The sequence below is a fragment of the Nitrosospira sp. NRS527 genome (genome assembly GCF_018406445.1).
Classification (GTDB): Bacteria; Pseudomonadota; Gammaproteobacteria; order Burkholderiales; family Nitrosomonadaceae; genus Nitrosospira; species Nitrosospira briensis.
This window is the reverse complement of sequence record NZ_AP024515.1, coordinates 2,444,632-2,460,443: the sequence shown is the minus strand read 5'-3', so window position 1 is coordinate 2,460,443 and position 15,812 is coordinate 2,444,632. Positions and strand designations below refer to the sequence as shown.

Here is a 15,812-nt window from a genome sequence, read left to right as displayed (position 1 = left end):
GTGACTTTTATCGGAACGAACTCGAACTATAAACTTCGTCCGATTACTTCCGCAATTCCTTTCAGTGAGCCCATGAGGCCATGGAATTCCTGCGGATTCAACGCCTGATCGGCATCACACCAGGCTTCGCATGGATTGGGGTGCATTTCTACCAATAAGCCGTCAGCCCCCGCAGCGATGGCTGCGCGTGCAAGTGCGGGCACCATCCAGGTTTTGCCCCCGGCGTGAGAAGGATCGACGATCACAGGCAAATGGGTTTCTTTTTTCAGTACCGGGATGCAGGTTACATCCATCACATTGCGGTAGGCTGTTTCAAAAGTGCGTATGCCGCGCTCGCAAAAAATGATGTTGTGGTTGCCGCCGGCGGCAATGTATTCAGCAGCCATCAGCCATTCGGAGACAGTCGCGGACATCCCGCGCTTGAGTATCACCGGCTTATTGACGCGCCCCACTTCTTTCAGAAGCTCGAAATTTTGCATACTGCGGGTACCGATCTGGATCACATCCACGTCATACTTGAGAAAGGTGTCGAGCATGCGTGCATCCATCAGCTCGGTAACGATGCCCAGGTTGTGCTTATCCGCAGCCTTGCGGAACATTTTCAAACCTTCTTCACCATTTCCCTGAAACGTATACGGACTGGTGCGCGGCTTGAATGCGCCGCCACGCATCAGTTTGCAACCCGCCGCCGAAACTTGTTGCGCCGCCAGATCCATTTGCTCCTGCGTTTCCACTGAACACGGGCCCCCGATCACCTGCACCTGGTTGCCGCCAATTGGCACCCCACCCACGTTTATTATCGAATCGTGCTTGTGCGATTCGCGCGAAACGATCTTGTACTGCTTGAGGATGTGCATTGAAAATTCGACGCCGCTCAAGGAATCGAACATTTCCGGGGTGAGTTTGCGTTCGTCGCCGACGGCGCCGATAACCGTACGTTCGGTGCCGCGGGAAACATTTGCGTCAAGACCGAAGCTTTGAATCTTGGTTACCACTGTGTCAATCTGCTCGGCGCTGGCGCCACTATTCATAACAATGATCAAGCTGATCCTCCGGTTTCTATTGCAGGGACTGCCTCGCGGGTCGTTTTTGGGGGCATTGCAGACGTGGCTTCGGGAATTACGTCTTGGGCTGCGTCAAGTGCCATCTCAAGGGATTTCAAAAATCTCTGATTTTCTGATTCCAGTCCAACAGTGACACGAAGATGCTCCGGCATTTCATAAATACCAATGGGGCGTACAATGACGCCCTGTTTCAGAAGGCTCTCATTCACCACTTTGATATTTCCCCGCACCCGGAAACTCAAAAAATTACCGTAGGACGGAATGTATTCGATGCCGAGTTGCCGCAGTCCGGTGGTAATCTGGAGCATTCCTGCCTGGTTGAGCGCGTAAGAGCGTTTCACGAATTCTACATCTTCCAGCGCGGCTGCTGCGCCGGCGAGGCCAATGCTATTCACGTTGAACGGTTGGCGTACCCGATTCATCAGGCCGCTGACATCAGGATGCGCCAGCCCGAAGCCTACGCGTGCACCCGCCATGCCGTAAGCCTTGGAAAAAGTGCGGGTGATCAGCAGATTGGGGAAACGCTTCAGCCACTCGATACTGTCCGCCTTGAGGGGATTCGGCAAATATTCGTTATAAGCCTCATCAAGGACTACCAGCACATCTGACGATACCCGTTCCAGAAAACGCAATACATCAGGCGCAGCCAGCAGCGTGCCGGTGGGATTGTTAGGATTGGCAATAAACACCATGCGGGTTTCAGGCATGACCGCATCCAGCATGGCATCGAGGTCATGACCATAATTTCTGGCTCGAATCGAGATGCCGCTTGCGCCTGCCGCCTGTGTCACCAGCGGGTAGACAGCAAAGGCATGTTGCGAATATACCGCTGAAGCGCCCGGCTTCAGGAATACCCGGGCCGCCAGCTCCAGAACATCATTGGAACCGTTGCCTAACACAATCTGATCGCTGGCTACGCCATAACGCTGGGATAACGCTGCTTTTAGCTCAAAGCCGCTTCCATCCGGATAAAGCGACACCTCATCCAGCGCCTTGCTCATCGCCTTCCGCGCCAGCGGGCTCGTTCCCAGGGGGTTTTCGTTAGATGCAAGCTTGATGATGGCACGCTCATCCATACCCATCTCTCGCGCCAGTTCCGAGATGGGTTTGCCGGGTTGATAGGGACTGATGGCGCGAATATATTCAGGAGCCAAATCACAAACATTCATAAGTTCAAATCCATAAATTGCCGAAGTACAGCAAAACGATGATAAAAACTGAAAGCGGGTGGATTAGCAGTACGGAATTCCATTCCCGAAATTGATCATTCAGGATACAGTTATAATGCGGGATAGGAGCCGAGTACTTTCAGGAAGGCTGCCTTCTCCCGCAATTCCTGTAGCGCTTTCGCGACTTTTGTATCTTGCTGATGACCTTCGATATCCACAAAAAACACATACTCCCATAAACCCGCGCGAGAAGGCCGCGACTCCAGGCGGCTCATACTGACCCCGTGAGCCGCCAGCGGAGCCAGCAACCCATGTATCGCGCCCGGAAGATTCCGGGCCGACATGACCAGTGAGGTTTTATCCTTGCCCGAAGGCGCTACTTCCTGTGCGCCGATTACGAGAAAACGCGTGGTGTTATTAGGATCGTCCTCGATATTTTCAGCACAGACGGTGAGCCCGAATACCTCTCCCGCTTTTCTCCCGGCTACCGCTGCTGCATTTTCATCCTCTGCGGCCAGTCTCGCCGCATCTGCATTGCTCGCCGCATTGATCCGCGCTTGTCCGGTCAAATGGGGCAGGTTAGCGTTAAGCCACTCATGACATTGAGAGAATGATTGAGGATGAGAGTAAATTTTTGTGATGCGTGCGAGATCAACATGCCGCGCAAGCAGAAGCTGATGTATAGGCAACGCAATTTCACCGCATACTTTTAACGGGGTTTGCAGCAGCAAGTCCAGCGACCTGCCCACTGCACCTTCGGTGGAATTCTCCACAGGCACGACCCCATAACCGGCTGCACCCGATTCCACCTTTCGAAATACATCATCTATCGAGGTGCAGGCCAGAGTCGTTACCACGCCACCAAAGCGCTTTAGCGCGGCTTCTTCCGAAAAGGTTCCCCGGGGACCCAGATATGCTACCGTCAAAGGTTCTTCCATGGATCGGCACAGTGACATGATTTCCGTAAATAATCGCACAATATGTTCGTTGTCCAGCGGTCCGGGATTTAGCTCGCATAACCGGGCCAACACCTGGGCTTCCCGCTCGGGGCGATATGCCGTGCCGTTCTTGATCTGTCCGATCTCTCGTGCGAGACCAGCGCGGTCGCTCATTAGCTTGAGCAACTTGCTGTCAATCGCATCTATCTTATCGCGCAGCTGTTTGAGTTGACCGGTCATCGAGAATGAATTCTTATAGTGGCTATAATTATTTAGCCAGTATCGGCACGTAGCGCACCATTAATACGCCACGAATTGCCGCAATCTCGTCTATTGTTTCTTGCGGTACGGGCCTGTCGACGTCAACCAGCGTGTAGGCCATCTCGCCGCGGGATTTATTGCCCATGTTAAGAATGTTAAGACCTGCTTTGGCCATACCGGTGGAAATCTGCCCCAGCATATTGGGCACGTTGGAATTTGCTACCGCCAGACGGAAAGGAGATCCGCGTTCCATTGTTATGTTGGGGAAATTGACCGCGTTGGTAATGTTTCCGTTTTCAAGATAATCAACTATCTGGTTCACTACCATTACCGCACAATTCTCCTCTGCTTCCATCGTCGATGCGCCCAGATGCGGCAGCGTGATCACAGTCGTTCGGTGCCGTAGTAACTGACTGGGAAAATCGCAAACATAATATTTTATTTTGCCCGAGTCGATTCCTTCGAGTACCGCACTCTCGTCGACGATACCGTCGCGGGAGAAGTTGAGCAGAATCGTGCCGGCTTTCATATTTGACACGAGCTTGTGATTGATCAGGTGCCGTGTGGCGTCCAGCAGGGGCACATGCAACGTCACAAATTCACTATTGCGCAGCAGATCTTCCATGCTCTCGGCGCGTTTGACATCCGCCGATAAATTCCAGGCTGCGTCCACCGTTATATTCGGATCGTAACCCATCACTTTCATGCCAAGCCGGAGCGCCGCATCCGCCACCAGACGTCCTACCGCACCCAGGCCTACGATCCCGAGCGTGCGACCCGGCAATTCAATTCCCGCGAATTGCTTCTTGCCGGCCTCCGCCAGTTTGTGCAGCGTCGCATTATCGCCCTGCAAATCCTCGGCAAAGCGAATCGCCGGGACTAGGTTGCGTGACGCCATCAGCAAGCCGGCAAGCACCAGTTCTTTCACCGCATTGGCGTTTGCACCGGGTGCGTTAAAGACCGGTACACCACGAAGGTTCATGTCTTTCACCGGAACGTTGTTGGTGCCCGCACCTGCGCGGCCTATCGCTTTTACGCTGGGTGCGATATCCATTTGCAGCATGTTGTGTGAACGCACCAGGATTGCATCCGGCTCGGTTATATCGTCCCCAATGGTGTAATGATGCGTGTCAAACAGCTTCAGGCCCAGCGGTGAAATCTGGTTGAGCGTAAGTATCCGGAAGATCTTATGTGCGCGTTCAGGCATGATCACTCGCAAATTTTTTCATGAATTCAACCAGGACCTTTACCCCTTCGAGGGGCATGGCGTTGTATATCGAAGCGCGCATCCCTCCCACTGAACGATGGCCCTTCAACTGGATCAAGCCGCGTGCCTTGGCCTGTTTCAGAAACTCGTCATCGAGCGCGGCATTTTTTAACGTGAACGGCACATTCATGCGCGAGCGGTCGGCTTTGGCTACGGGACAATGATAAAAATCGGTGGTATCCAACAAACCGTACAACAGATTGGCCTTGGCAACGTTTACCTTTTCCATTGCAGCCAACCCGCCGTTTTTTTTCAACCACTCCAGCACAAGGCCGGTAATATACATGGCGTAGGTCGGTGGGGTGTTATACATCGAGTCGGAATCAGCGTGAATTTTATAGTCGAACATGGTCGGCGTGCCAGGGATGGTTTGTCCCAGCAAGTCGTCGCGGACAATGACAATGCACAATCCGGCCGGGCCGACGTTTTTCTGCGCACCGGCATAAATCACCCCGAACCGGGCCACATCGATAGGGCGTGACATAAAGCTGGAGGACATGTCTGCCACTAGCGGCATGTCAACCTTCATGTGCGATAAATCCGGAACCCAGTTGAATTCCACTCCCCCGATTGTCTCGTTGGGTGTGTAATGCAAATAGGCCCCGTTAGGATCGATATTCCACGTATCCTGTGGCGGCACGTAGGTGAAATTCGCATCTTCGGATGTGGCCGCGACATTCACGGCAGCATATTTCTTCGCTTCCTTAATGGCCTTCTTGGACCACTCACCCGTATTGACGTAGTTGGCGCTTTTTTTTCCGCGCAGCAGGTTCATGGGCGCCGTGGCAAACTGAGTGGACGCGCCGCCGGTTAAGAACAGAACCTTATAGTTGGCAGGGATGCCTGCCAGTTCGCGCAAATCGGCTTCAACCTTAGCCGCAATGGACATGAATTCCTTGCCGCGATGGCTCATCTCCATAACAGACATGCCGCTGCCATGCCAGTCGAGCATTTCATCGCGCGCTTGTTGCAGAACTTCCGTCGGTAATACCGCTGGGCCTGCGCTGAAGTTGTATATATGCTCCATTAAAACCCCTTTATCTCTACAGGACATGCACTGAAAATCATATTTCGCGCTTTTATTCCCGATAATTCAAAAATCCGCCTCCTTGCGGTCAGCAACCCATCAAGACGACGCAACACAACACATTAACCGTGACCGGATACCGGTGCGAAGGCGGCTGACAATAACCAATGGTGGGTTGCGCTACGCTTCACCCGCCCTACGCAAGCGGCGCTCCCATTCAGGCAATTTATAAATGAGCTTACCCGCAACCTTCAATTTTTAAAAGCGCGCCTAAATCTTATACATTCTGGATCAGGTCTTTTTCCTCGTCCGCCTCGACCACTCTTTCCAGTCCAGCGAGTTTTTCGCCCTTGTCCAGGTTGATCAACGTTACGCCCTGGGTCGCGCGGCTCATTTCGCGCACCTCATTGACGCGAGTGCGAATCAGCACGCCGCCCGTGGTAATAAGCATGATCTCATCATCCTGCCTGACCAGCTTCGCCGCCACGACCTTGCCGTTGCGCTGAGTGGTCTTGATCGCAATCATGCCCTGGCTGCCGCGGCCGTGACGAGTGTATTCACCTATCGGGGTACGCTTGCCATAGCCATTTTCCGTTGCGGTCAGGACCGCCAATTCCTCACTCTCGGCCACCAGCAGGGATATTACTTTCTGACCGCTGCCCAATTTCATCCCACGTACGCCACGCGCGCCGCGCCCCATCGGACGCACATCATTCTCATCGAAACGCACTGCTTTGCCGCCGTCGGAAAAGAGCATCACATCATGCTTGCCTTCAGTCAGGGCTACGCCGATCAGGAAATCATCCTCATCCAGGCCTACTGCGATGATGCCACTGGCGCGAGGGCGGGAAAATTCCGACAACGGTGTTTTTTTCACGGTTCCAAAAGAAGTGGCCATAAATATGTAACGATTCTCTTCGAAAACCTTTACGGGCAGAATGGCATTGATCTTTTCGTCCCGTTCCAGTTGCACCAGGTTGACGATGGGCTTGCCGCGCGAGGCGCGACCACCCTGGGGCACAGCGTAGACCTTGATCCAGTAAACACGTCCGCGGCTGGAAAAGCACAGGATATAGTCATGCGTATTGGCGATGAAAAGATTATCGATGAAATCGTCTTCTTTGGTGCCAGTTGCCTGTTTTCCGCGTCCGCCCCGTTTTTGAGCCCGGTAGTCATCGAGCGGCTGTGACTTGATATAGCCGCTATGCGATAGCGTCACGACCACATCCTCAGGGGTGATCAGATCCTCCATACTCAAATCCTGAGTATCGATAACGATTTCGCTGCGGCGCTTATCACCGAACTGTTGCTTTATTGCAACAAGCTCCTCGGTAATAATGGTCGTGATACGTTCCGGCTTGGCGAGAATGTCGAGAAGGTCGGCAATTTTTTCCATTACCTCCTTATATTCGCTCACGATCTTGTCCTGCTCCAGCCCAGTCAGCCGCTGCAGGCGTAATTCGAGAATCGCTTGCGCTTGCGCATCCGACAAGCGGTATCCATCACCGGATAAACCGAATTCAGGCGCCAGTCCGTCAGGTCGAAATGCCTTCACGTCGACCGAGGCGCGAACCAGCATTTCTTCCACTAGTGTGGAACGCCATATCCTCGACATCAACGCTTCTTTTGCTACTGCGGGCGTAGGTGCCGCCTTGATGAGGGCTATCACTTCATCTACGTTTGAAAGCGCTACCGCCAGGCCTTCCAGAAGATGCCCGCGCTCACGTGCTTTTTTCAATTCGAATACGGTGCGTCTCGTCACCACTTCGCGGCGGTGGCGCAAGAATGCATCAAGCATCTGCTTCAAATTCAGCAGGCGCGGCTGCCCGTCCAGCAGGGCCACCATATTCATGCCAAAGGTGTCCTGCATTTGTGTTTCTTTGTATAAATTGTTCAGTACTACTTCGGGTACTTCTCCGCGCCGGAGCTCGATGACCACGCGCATGCCGGATTTGTCCGATTCATCGCGCAAATCGGAAATACCCTCGATTTTCTTGTCGCGCACCAGTTCGCCGATACGGATCAGCAAATTGGCCTTGTTTACCTGGTATGGCAACTCGTCGATGATGATACTTTGGCGGCTGCCCTTTTCCATATCCTCAAAGTGGGTGCGCGCGCGCATCACCACGCGGCCACGCCCGGTACGGTAGCCTTCCTTCACCCCGGCGACGCCGTAAATGATGCCGGCAGTTGGAAAATCCGGCGCAGGAATGATTTCTATCAACTCTTCAATGGTTGTGTCGGCATTCTTCAGCAGCGCCAGGCAGGCATCAACCACTTCATTGAGGTTATGCGGAGGGATGTTGGTCGCCATGCCGACCGCGATGCCGGAAGAGCCGTTAATAAGCAGATTGGGAATTTTCGCGGGTAGAATCAGCGGCTCTTTCTCCGACCCATCGTAGTTCGGGCCGAAATCCACCGTTTCCTTGTCGAGATCAGCCAATAGTTCATGAGCGATCCGCGACATCCGGATTTCGGTATAACGCATTGCCGCCGCGTTATCGCCGTCTACCGAGCCAAAGTTGCCCTGGCCATCCACCAGCATGTAGCGCAGCGAAAAGTTCTGCGCCATGCGCACGATGGTGTCATATACCGCGGTATCGCCATGCGGATGGTACTTACCGATTACGTCGCCGACGATACGCGCCGACTTTTTATAGGGACGGTTCCAATCGTTGGACAGTTCGTGCATGGCGAATAGTGCCCGGCGGTGTACCGGCTTCAAGCCGTCCCGCACATCCGGCAATGCCCGGCCTACAATCACGCTCATGGCGTAGTCAAGATAAGAGCGGCGCATCTCCTCTTCGAGGCTGATGGGCAGTGTTTCTTTAGCGAATTGATCCATTACTTATTTTATTCAGGATAAACAGTAGCTTAAAGCCTAAATGTCGTCCTGAGTGTCACCCCGGATAGCGATACATAAAACTATTTATTTTAGCATGCCGATTGTATTCAAGTCACCCCTGCATTCCAGCATTCATGCCGTTTGCAACAACATGATTTGACAAGAACGGACATATAACTAGATAATCGGCACGCGAATATGCAATAATGTGCCGCGGCCAAAATAAAATGGCTTTGTTTGTTATTTGCATGACCTAGGGATGATTTGATCTTGAATTGAAGTTTTTCTGAAAAAGGGGCGATAGATGAAAAATACGGTAACGAGAAAACTCTTGCTTGGCGCGATGGTGGTGCCAATGTTGTTTGCAGGAGCTGCCATGGCTGAGGAACAACCCGAGGCATATGCAAGTGATGCACGCGGTGTTACAGCCCGAGATTCATCCGGCGACTGTTGGCGCACAGGCTACTGGACGCCCGCCATGGCGACCTACGAATGCGATCCCGAATTGCTGCCGAAACCCGTGAAGACGGTCGAAGCTACCGAACCCGCTCCAGCCCCGGTTCCTGCCAACTATGGCGAACCCGAAAAAATATCGCTTTCCTCCGATCAACTATTCGATTTCGATAAAGCCAATCTGAAACCCGAGGGCAAGCAAGCCCTGGATGACCTCGTCTCCAAGCTTCAAGGTGTCAAATACGACACGATCGTTGTAATCGGATATGCTGACCGTATCGGTTCTGATGCCTATAACAAGAAATTATCCATGCGTCGTGCTGAATCTGTCAAAAGCTACCTGGTCAACGAAAAAGGCATAGCGGCCGATAGCGTCTTTACCGATGGCAAGGGAGAAGCCAATCCGGTAACCGGCGATACCTGCAAGGGCGATAAGAAAACCAAGGCATTGATCGCATGTCTGCAACCCGATCGTCGCGTTGAAGTTGAAGTGGCCGGCACACGGGCGACAGTACAATAATCCTGCTTCAAACTGAAAACTAAAACCCTGCCATCGCGCAGGGTTTTTTTTTGCTAAGCTTTCACATAATGATCTGTTCCGAAAAAATTGATACATTGCTGGAGGCTCGCTGGATAATTCCAGTGGAACCCGCCGGAGTGGCGCTGCGCGACTATGCCATTGCAATCGATAGAGGCATGATCCGCGCAATTGTCCCAAATGCCGAGGCCTATGCCCGATTCGCGCCAGAGGAACATATTGTTCTTGAGAATCATGCGCTGATGCCCGGCCTGGTGAATCTCCACACTCATGCTGCGATGTCGCTGATGCGAGGCATTGCGGACGACCTGCCACTAATGGAGTGGCTTAACAATCACATATGGCCTGCGGAATCCAGGCACGTCGATTCGGGCTTTGTCTTTGATGGCACCCGGTTAGCCTGCGCCGAGATGCTGAGAGGTGGGGTCACCTGCTTTAACGACATGTATTTTTATCCCGAAGCGGCCGCTCGGGCGGTGATCGCATCGGGTATACGCGCCAGCATCGGTATGATCGCCATCGACTTTCCTACCGCATATGCCAGCGATGCCGACGATTATCTGGCCAAAGGTCTGGCACTGCGCGACGAATATAGTCGACATCCGTTGCTGTCGTTCTGCTTCGCGCCCCACGCGCCTTATACGGTGAGCGATAGGGTGTTCAATAAAATTCTCACCTATGCGGAGCAACTCGATCTGCCCATCCATATTCACTTGCATGAAACCCATGATGAAATCAGCAATAGCGTGAAAATTCATGGGGTACGTCCCATAGAACGGTTGCACAAGCTCGGTCTGCTCGGTCCCAATCTAATTGCCGTGCACATGGTTTATCTGGATAACGGCGAAATCGAATTGCTGGCGCAGCAAGGTTGCACTGTGGCGCATTGTCCTTCTTCCAATCTGAAATTGGGCAATGGTTTGGCGCCCATAGTCTCACTGCTGAATGCGGGCGTTAACGTCGGTATTGGAACGGATGGTGCCGCCAGCAACAATCGACTCGATATGTTTGAAGAAATGCGTTTTACCGCGCTGCTTGCCAAAGGCCAGAGCGGCGGCGCGAACATGCTCCCCGCCTGGCAGGCACTGCAGATGGCTACACTCAATGGCGCTCGGGCGCTGGGTTTGGGCGCGCTTACCGGTTCGCTGGTGGCGGGCAAGGCGGCCGACATCATTGCCGTGGATTTTTCCAGCCTCGAACTCTCGCCCTGTTATGATCCTGTTTCCCATCTCGTCTATGCCGCGGGGCGAGAACACGTGAGCCATGTGTGGGTAAATGGTAAGATACTGCTGAATTGCGGAGAGTTGACCACGCTGGATGAGCAGGAGTTGTTGCTCAGGGCTGAATTCTGGCGAGAGCAGATGGCAACCGGGCTGAAGAATTAGCAGCGTAACGGAAGTCATCCTATATGGTTATATGGTATGCAGGATGGTTGAAGCGCGGGGTCACCATCAAAACCCTTTATTTTTCTGAAGAGTTAGCCCTATAAACAGTAGAGTTATATGGAGAGCGGATGGAGACAGGTAAGATAAGCCGGATGATAGGTCGCGCTTCACTCCGCAATGCCAACAAAAACCGCATAGAGGCATGATGAGTAAACAGACGGAAAGTGACAACGTAAACGTTGACCTGCTTGAATTGGAAAAATTCAGCCAGCTCGCGCACCGCTGGTGGGACCCGACCAGTGAATTCAAGCCATTGCATGAAATCAACCCTTTGCGGCTGAATTATATCGACCAGCTTGCGGGTTTTGCAGGCAAAACGGTACTGGACGTCGGCTGTGGCGGCGGCATTTTGTCAGAAAGCATGTCAGACCGCGCCGCACACGTCACGGGTATCGATCTTGGCGATAAAGCGCTCAAAGTTGCAAAGCTGCACCTGCTGGAAAGCCACAAGCAGGTGAATTACCGCAAGGTGGCCGTAGAAGAACTTGCCAAAGAACAGCCCAATCATTACGACGTGGTTACCTGCATGGAAATGCTGGAGCACGTGCCCAACCCGGCGAGCACCGTGAAAGCCTGCGCCCAGCTTGCCAAGCCCGGCGGCTGGGTTTTCTTCTCAACGATCAACCGCAATCCAAAATCGTACCTTTTTGCCATCATCGGGGCCGAATATGTACTGAGCCTGTTGCCCAGAGGTACCCACGATTACGCAAAATTCATCAAGCCATCCGAACTGGCCCGCATGGGCCGTGATGCAGGGCTAGCCGTCGAGGAGATCATTGGCCTGACTTACAACCCCATCACAAAAGTTTACGCGTTGGGGCAGGATTCGGACGTCAACTACATCATGGCGTTCCGTGCTTGAATTCGTGCTTGAAGTCCCATAGCGATACCAGGCTGAGCCGTAGCCTCTGCCTGCTTTCTGCGCCGGCTCATCAATTTCTTTCTCGCGTCTGAATTACTTGATTCAGCCATTGAGCCCAGTCATCACTCATTCATGATCAAAGCCGTTCTATTCGATCTCGACGGTACGCTTGCCGATACCGCCCCCGATTTGGGTCATGCCCTCAATCGGCAGCGCATCATGCGCGGCCTTGCGGTCCTGCCGATAGAGCGTATCCGTACCGAAGCCTCGGCAGGCGCGCGCGGCCTGCTTGGTCTTGGGTTTGGTATCAAACCCGGCGATAAGGATTATGACGCGATGCGCGCTGAATTCCTTGATTTTTATGCCGAACGGTTATGCGATGAAACATCTCTATTTCAAGGCGTGACTGAATTACTCGATCAACTCGATATTCGCGGGCTACCGTGGGGCATCGTCACCAATAAACCGGCGCGTTTCTCCATCCCGTTGATGCAGGCGCTAGGCCTGAGCAATCGTTTCGCGTGCATCATCAGCGGCGGGGACACCGCGCACTCCAAACCCCATCCAGAGCCGTTACTTGCAGCCAGCAACACGATGGATGTCTCGCCGGCCGAATGCGTCTACCTGGGCGACGACTTGCGTGATGTGCAGGCCAGCCTTGCGGCAGGCATGGAACCCATCGTAGCGAAATACGGCTACCTTGGCAACGCGGCACCGCCTGAGTCATGGGGAGCGAGATACCTCATCGATCAACCGCAAGAGTTGCTCGCTTATCTGTAATGTTCCTCGATATCTGGTAGCATATCAAAAGCAGTGGCTGAGTTCTTTTGAGAAGATGCCTGAGCCAACAGCGTAGGGGGAGGGCGATTGAACTCTTCCGGTTCACCGTTATCTAATAGAGGTAAATACAGAATGCCGGGGGCGACCTGGCTTCGACGTGGATTACAAAGCAGTGCAGGGCATACCGAGGACCAGTTACCTCGTAAATACATCTGGAAACCAATAGTCGCAAACGACGATAGTTACGCTCTAGCCGCTTAAATCCGGCTGGACTCCGCACCGGTGGGCCTCAACGCCGGGTCTGGCAACAGGCAGCGGAGCCATTAACGAGGATCGCGTTCGGTAGGGTCACTTTACAGAACGCTAAAAAATAGGTGACTCGCCTGTCATTAGTCTGCCAGTTGACGCATGCCAGGTTAAATTAAATAACATGGCTAAGTATGTAGAACTGTCTGTAGAGGATTTGCGGACGCGGGTTCGATTCCCGCCGCCTCCACCAATAAGTGACTGATTTTAAAGGAATAAAAAAATCAGTGTGGGGCTGGAAAGGGGCTGTTTTAGTCTACTTTTGCCAGCATTTGTGCCAGCTTTTTAAAGAATGATGATTACGTAATACATCGTCATTATTGACGTTACGATGATCCGGTACCCGTAATACGAACGTCATTATTACCGTAAATCCCGACTGCCTTTTCCCCTGCATCCGGGATGGCGTCGGGCATGAACTTGCCGTAGATTCTCCGAATCATTCCCCAATCCGCGTGCCCCATCTGAGCGGCTACCCACATAGGCGACTCGCCGGCGGATAACATCATGGAAGCGTATGTGTGCCGTGTCTGGTGCGGTCGCCGATACCGAACCTCTGCTGCCTTCAGGGCATACACCCAGCAAGTGCGTCGGATAGGCTGATCGCCTGCCCAGCGCTCAAGCGTACGGGGATTCTGGAATACCTCCTTGCCAGCAAGGAACGTATGCGCCTTCTGCGCCACCAGCGCCTGATGCGCCGGGTCCAGCAGCTTTACCCATCGTTTCCCTGATAGCGTCTTTGTGGTGCCCGCCTTGCCCTTCGCTGCCTGGGTAATGGCGCGGCTGATGTAGACTTCCTTCCGCTGCCAGTCGATATCGCCCCAATCTAGCGCCACCAGCTCAGACGTCCTTAAGCCGGACCAGAATGCGAACTGAAACATATTCCGGGCCTGTCCTTCCAGTTTGCCGAGGATAATGGTTACGGGAACACACCGCCCACTATCTGAGCCTTGACCATTTTATAGCTATGGACAAACCCGTTCTCACCAAGGAAGAACGTAAAGCGAAACGCGAAGCCCGGCGCCAAAAGCAACGGGACAACAACGTGCTTAGGGCGTCCAAAATGCACAAGCTTCGCCTGACCGCAGATGCTCCGGCACAGACGAAAAAACAAGCCGCAAAAACGACCACCTACCATATCGGCTGTTCGGGATGGTTTTACTGGCACTGGCGAAATGCCTTTTATCCCGAAGGCCTCGCGACCAAAGACTGGTTCGTCCATTATGCTAAGGCCTTCAAGACCGTTGAGATCAACGCTTCATTCTATTCATGGCCGACAGAGGCCACTGTGAAGACTTGGCTTAAACAGGCTGGCGGCAAAAAGTTCGTCTACACCGTCAAGGCATGCGAACTGATTACACATACGAAGAAGTTCATAGGGACGAAGGAGCTGGTAAAGGACTTCGGCCACATCGCAACCATCCTCGACGGCCGGATGGGGTGCTTTCTGTATCAAGTTCCTCCCAGCTACCATTATAGCCCCGCAAGGCTCAAGGCGATTGTGAGCCAGCTTCAGAATGGTCAGAGGAACGTCATCGAATTCCGCCACGCGAGCTGGTGGAATGAAAAGGTCTATAAGGCCCTGAAAGAGGCCGACCTCATCTTTTGTTCGTGCAGTGCCCCGCGCCTGCCGGACGAACTGGTTAAGACAGCAGACGATATTTACATTCGCTTCCACGGCAAAAAGGCATGGTATCGCCATGATTACACCGAGGACGAACTGAAGGAATGGGCCGAGCGAATTAAGAACGCAAAAGCCAAAACCATATGGGTATATTTCAACAACGATTTTGGTGGCAACGCGATCAGAAATGCGAAGGTGTTGGCGCGTTTGCTCAAGACCAAGCTATGAGGTCTAGAGCGCGGGATGCCGGGTGGGTGGATACGCCACGGCGGGACTCTGTCCTAAGAGTGGGTCATATTCTGTTTACCGTTGGGCTGGTTGCCATTATGTAGCGTCAGCTTTATGTTATTGGCAAATCATAAAGAGCAAAATTTGCATGGGGAACGTAAATGTTTTAATCGGCGCTGGTTCAATTGGGCTAGCTATCGCAAGAAGGGTCAGTGCAGGTAAGCATGTTCTGCTAGTCGACCTGTGGGAAGAAAATGCTGAAGCAGCCGCCAAAACTTTACACGATGCAGGATTTACCCTTTCAACCGCCAAAGTCGATAAATAGGTATATCCGAATCCGGTGTCGCCCGACTGGTTTGCAAGGTACACGAGTTTTTTGCCCACCTGCCAACCTTCGCGCTTGAGCATCACTAGCACCCGTAGGTAGCCAAACCTGGGACGATTCATGGCGATGTCGCGAATGCGCTGGCACAATGCGCTTTGATCAAGCGCCATACTCTTGGCATACCACACCGAGCGCTGCAGCAGCGCCAGGTGACATGATCGCTGCACACTGATTTTAAAACGCTCCTGCATCCAGGCTGCCAGCTCGCGCCGCTTGGCAGCCTTCAGAGTTTTTTTCGCACTACCTCCTGCAGGATCTGCTTGTCCAGCGTCAGGTCGGCCACGATGCGTCGCAGCCTTGCATTCTCATCCGCGATCTGCTTGAGCTTGCGCAGCTCGCTCACACCCAGGTCCGCATGTGGCCTCCGACACGCCAAGCTGCCGGCACACATCAACCACCGCCTTGCCGCTGTCAGCCAACCGCAGCGCATAAATGATTTGCTCCTCCGTGAATCTCGACTTCTTCATCACTTCTCCTTGCCCGTTCGGGGCCTCGGGAAGCAATCCTACCTCCAGTTTTAACCTGTATCAATTTTCCGGAAGAACGTCAATTTCTTGTAAATCCTAGTTCCGTCACTATACTTAAAATACCCATACAAGCATGAGGGTGACTTTCATTCT

14 protein-coding genes and 1 other RNA gene are annotated in these 15,812 nt (G+C 53.1%); 6 read left to right on the top strand and 9 right to left on the bottom strand.

Features of this window, described 5'->3' with window-relative positions; translation table 11 throughout:
• Positions 1–26: 26 nt before the first annotated feature.
• The 6 genes from aroF to gyrA all read right to left on the bottom strand — a co-directional run bounded on the left by aroF (position 27) and on the right by gyrA (position 8,571).
• A complete protein-coding gene (gene aroF / locus KJS40_RS11105; protein ID WP_213537781.1) occupies positions 27–1,043 on the bottom strand; it encodes a 3-deoxy-7-phosphoheptulonate synthase in 1,017 nt (338 codons plus the stop codon).
• A complete protein-coding gene (gene hisC, locus KJS40_RS11100; RefSeq protein WP_213537779.1) occupies positions 1,040–2,233 on the bottom strand; it encodes a histidinol-phosphate transaminase in 1,194 nt (397 codons plus the stop codon). Before hisC ends, aroF begins: the two co-directional genes overlap by 4 nt.
• A gap of 110 nt (positions 2,234–2,343) precedes the next feature.
• On the bottom strand, positions 2,344–3,411 hold the full coding sequence (gene pheA, locus KJS40_RS11095; RefSeq protein ID WP_213537777.1) for a prephenate dehydratase: 1,068 nt from the start codon (positions 3,409–3,411) through the stop codon (positions 2,344–2,346).
• 28 nt (positions 3,412–3,439) lie between these two features.
• Positions 3,440–4,639, bottom strand: a complete 1,200-nt coding sequence (locus tag KJS40_RS11090) for a 3-phosphoglycerate dehydrogenase family protein (RefSeq protein ID WP_025041176.1) — start codon at positions 4,637–4,639, stop codon at positions 3,440–3,442.
• Positions 4,632–5,726, bottom strand: coding sequence for a 3-phosphoserine/phosphohydroxythreonine transaminase (serC, locus tag KJS40_RS11085; RefSeq protein WP_213537775.1), 1,095 nt, complete (start codon positions 5,724–5,726; stop codon positions 4,632–4,634). The genes KJS40_RS11090 and serC overlap by 8 nt, the downstream gene beginning before the upstream one ends.
• A 277-nt stretch (positions 5,727–6,003) precedes the next feature.
• Positions 6,004–8,571 carry a DNA gyrase subunit A gene (gene gyrA, locus KJS40_RS11080; protein ID WP_213537773.1) on the bottom strand — a complete coding sequence of 856 codons (2,568 nt, stop codon included), beginning with the start codon at positions 8,569–8,571 and terminating at the stop codon, positions 6,004–6,006.
• 304 nt (positions 8,572–8,875) lie between these two features.
• On the opposite strand from gyrA, the gene KJS40_RS11075 reads away from it, so the two are divergent.
• From KJS40_RS11075 to ssrA, 5 genes are all read left to right on the top strand, one after another.
• Positions 8,876–9,544 (top strand): OmpA family protein, encoded by a 669-nt coding sequence (locus KJS40_RS11075; protein ID WP_213537771.1) that lies wholly within the window; start codon positions 8,876–8,878, stop codon positions 9,542–9,544.
• Positions 9,545–9,612: 68 nt separating this feature from the next.
• Positions 9,613–10,947, top strand: coding sequence for a TRZ/ATZ family hydrolase (locus KJS40_RS11070; RefSeq protein ID WP_213537769.1), 1,335 nt, complete (start codon positions 9,613–9,615; stop codon positions 10,945–10,947).
• 202 nt (positions 10,948–11,149) lie between these two features.
• Positions 11,150–11,869: a bifunctional 2-polyprenyl-6-hydroxyphenol methylase/3-demethylubiquinol 3-O-methyltransferase UbiG gene (gene ubiG, locus KJS40_RS11065; protein WP_213537766.1), complete on the top strand. Its 720-nt coding sequence runs from the start codon at positions 11,150–11,152 to the stop codon at positions 11,867–11,869.
• Between the two features lie 132 nt (positions 11,870–12,001).
• A complete protein-coding gene (locus KJS40_RS11060) occupies positions 12,002–12,649 on the top strand; it encodes an HAD-IA family hydrolase (RefSeq protein WP_213537764.1) in 648 nt (215 codons plus the stop codon).
• 137 nt (positions 12,650–12,786) lie between these two features.
• Positions 12,787–13,148, top strand: a transfer-messenger RNA (tmRNA) gene (ssrA, locus tag KJS40_RS11055).
• Between the two features lie 133 nt (positions 13,149–13,281).
• Here the strand turns inward: ssrA and KJS40_RS11050 are convergent.
• Positions 13,282–13,791 (bottom strand): site-specific integrase, encoded by a 510-nt coding sequence (locus KJS40_RS11050; RefSeq protein WP_348529523.1) that lies wholly within the window; start codon positions 13,789–13,791, stop codon positions 13,282–13,284.
• Positions 13,792–13,922: 131 nt separating this feature from the next.
• Here KJS40_RS11050 and KJS40_RS11045 point away from each other — a divergent pair, with 131 nt between their 5' ends.
• Positions 13,923–14,807, top strand: a complete 885-nt coding sequence (locus KJS40_RS11045; RefSeq protein WP_213537761.1) for a DUF72 domain-containing protein — start codon at positions 13,923–13,925, stop codon at positions 14,805–14,807.
• Between the two features lie 117 nt (positions 14,808–14,924).
• On the opposite strand, the gene KJS40_RS11040 is transcribed toward KJS40_RS11045, so the two are convergent.
• On the bottom strand, positions 14,925–15,383 hold the full coding sequence (locus KJS40_RS11040; protein WP_213537759.1) for a hypothetical protein: 459 nt from the start codon (positions 15,381–15,383) through the stop codon (positions 14,925–14,927).
• Positions 15,384–15,415: 32 nt separating this feature from the next.
• Positions 15,416–15,622: a hypothetical protein gene (locus KJS40_RS15400; protein WP_244859563.1), complete on the bottom strand. Its 207-nt coding sequence runs from the start codon at positions 15,620–15,622 to the stop codon at positions 15,416–15,418.
• Positions 15,623–15,812: the final 190 nt, after the last annotated feature.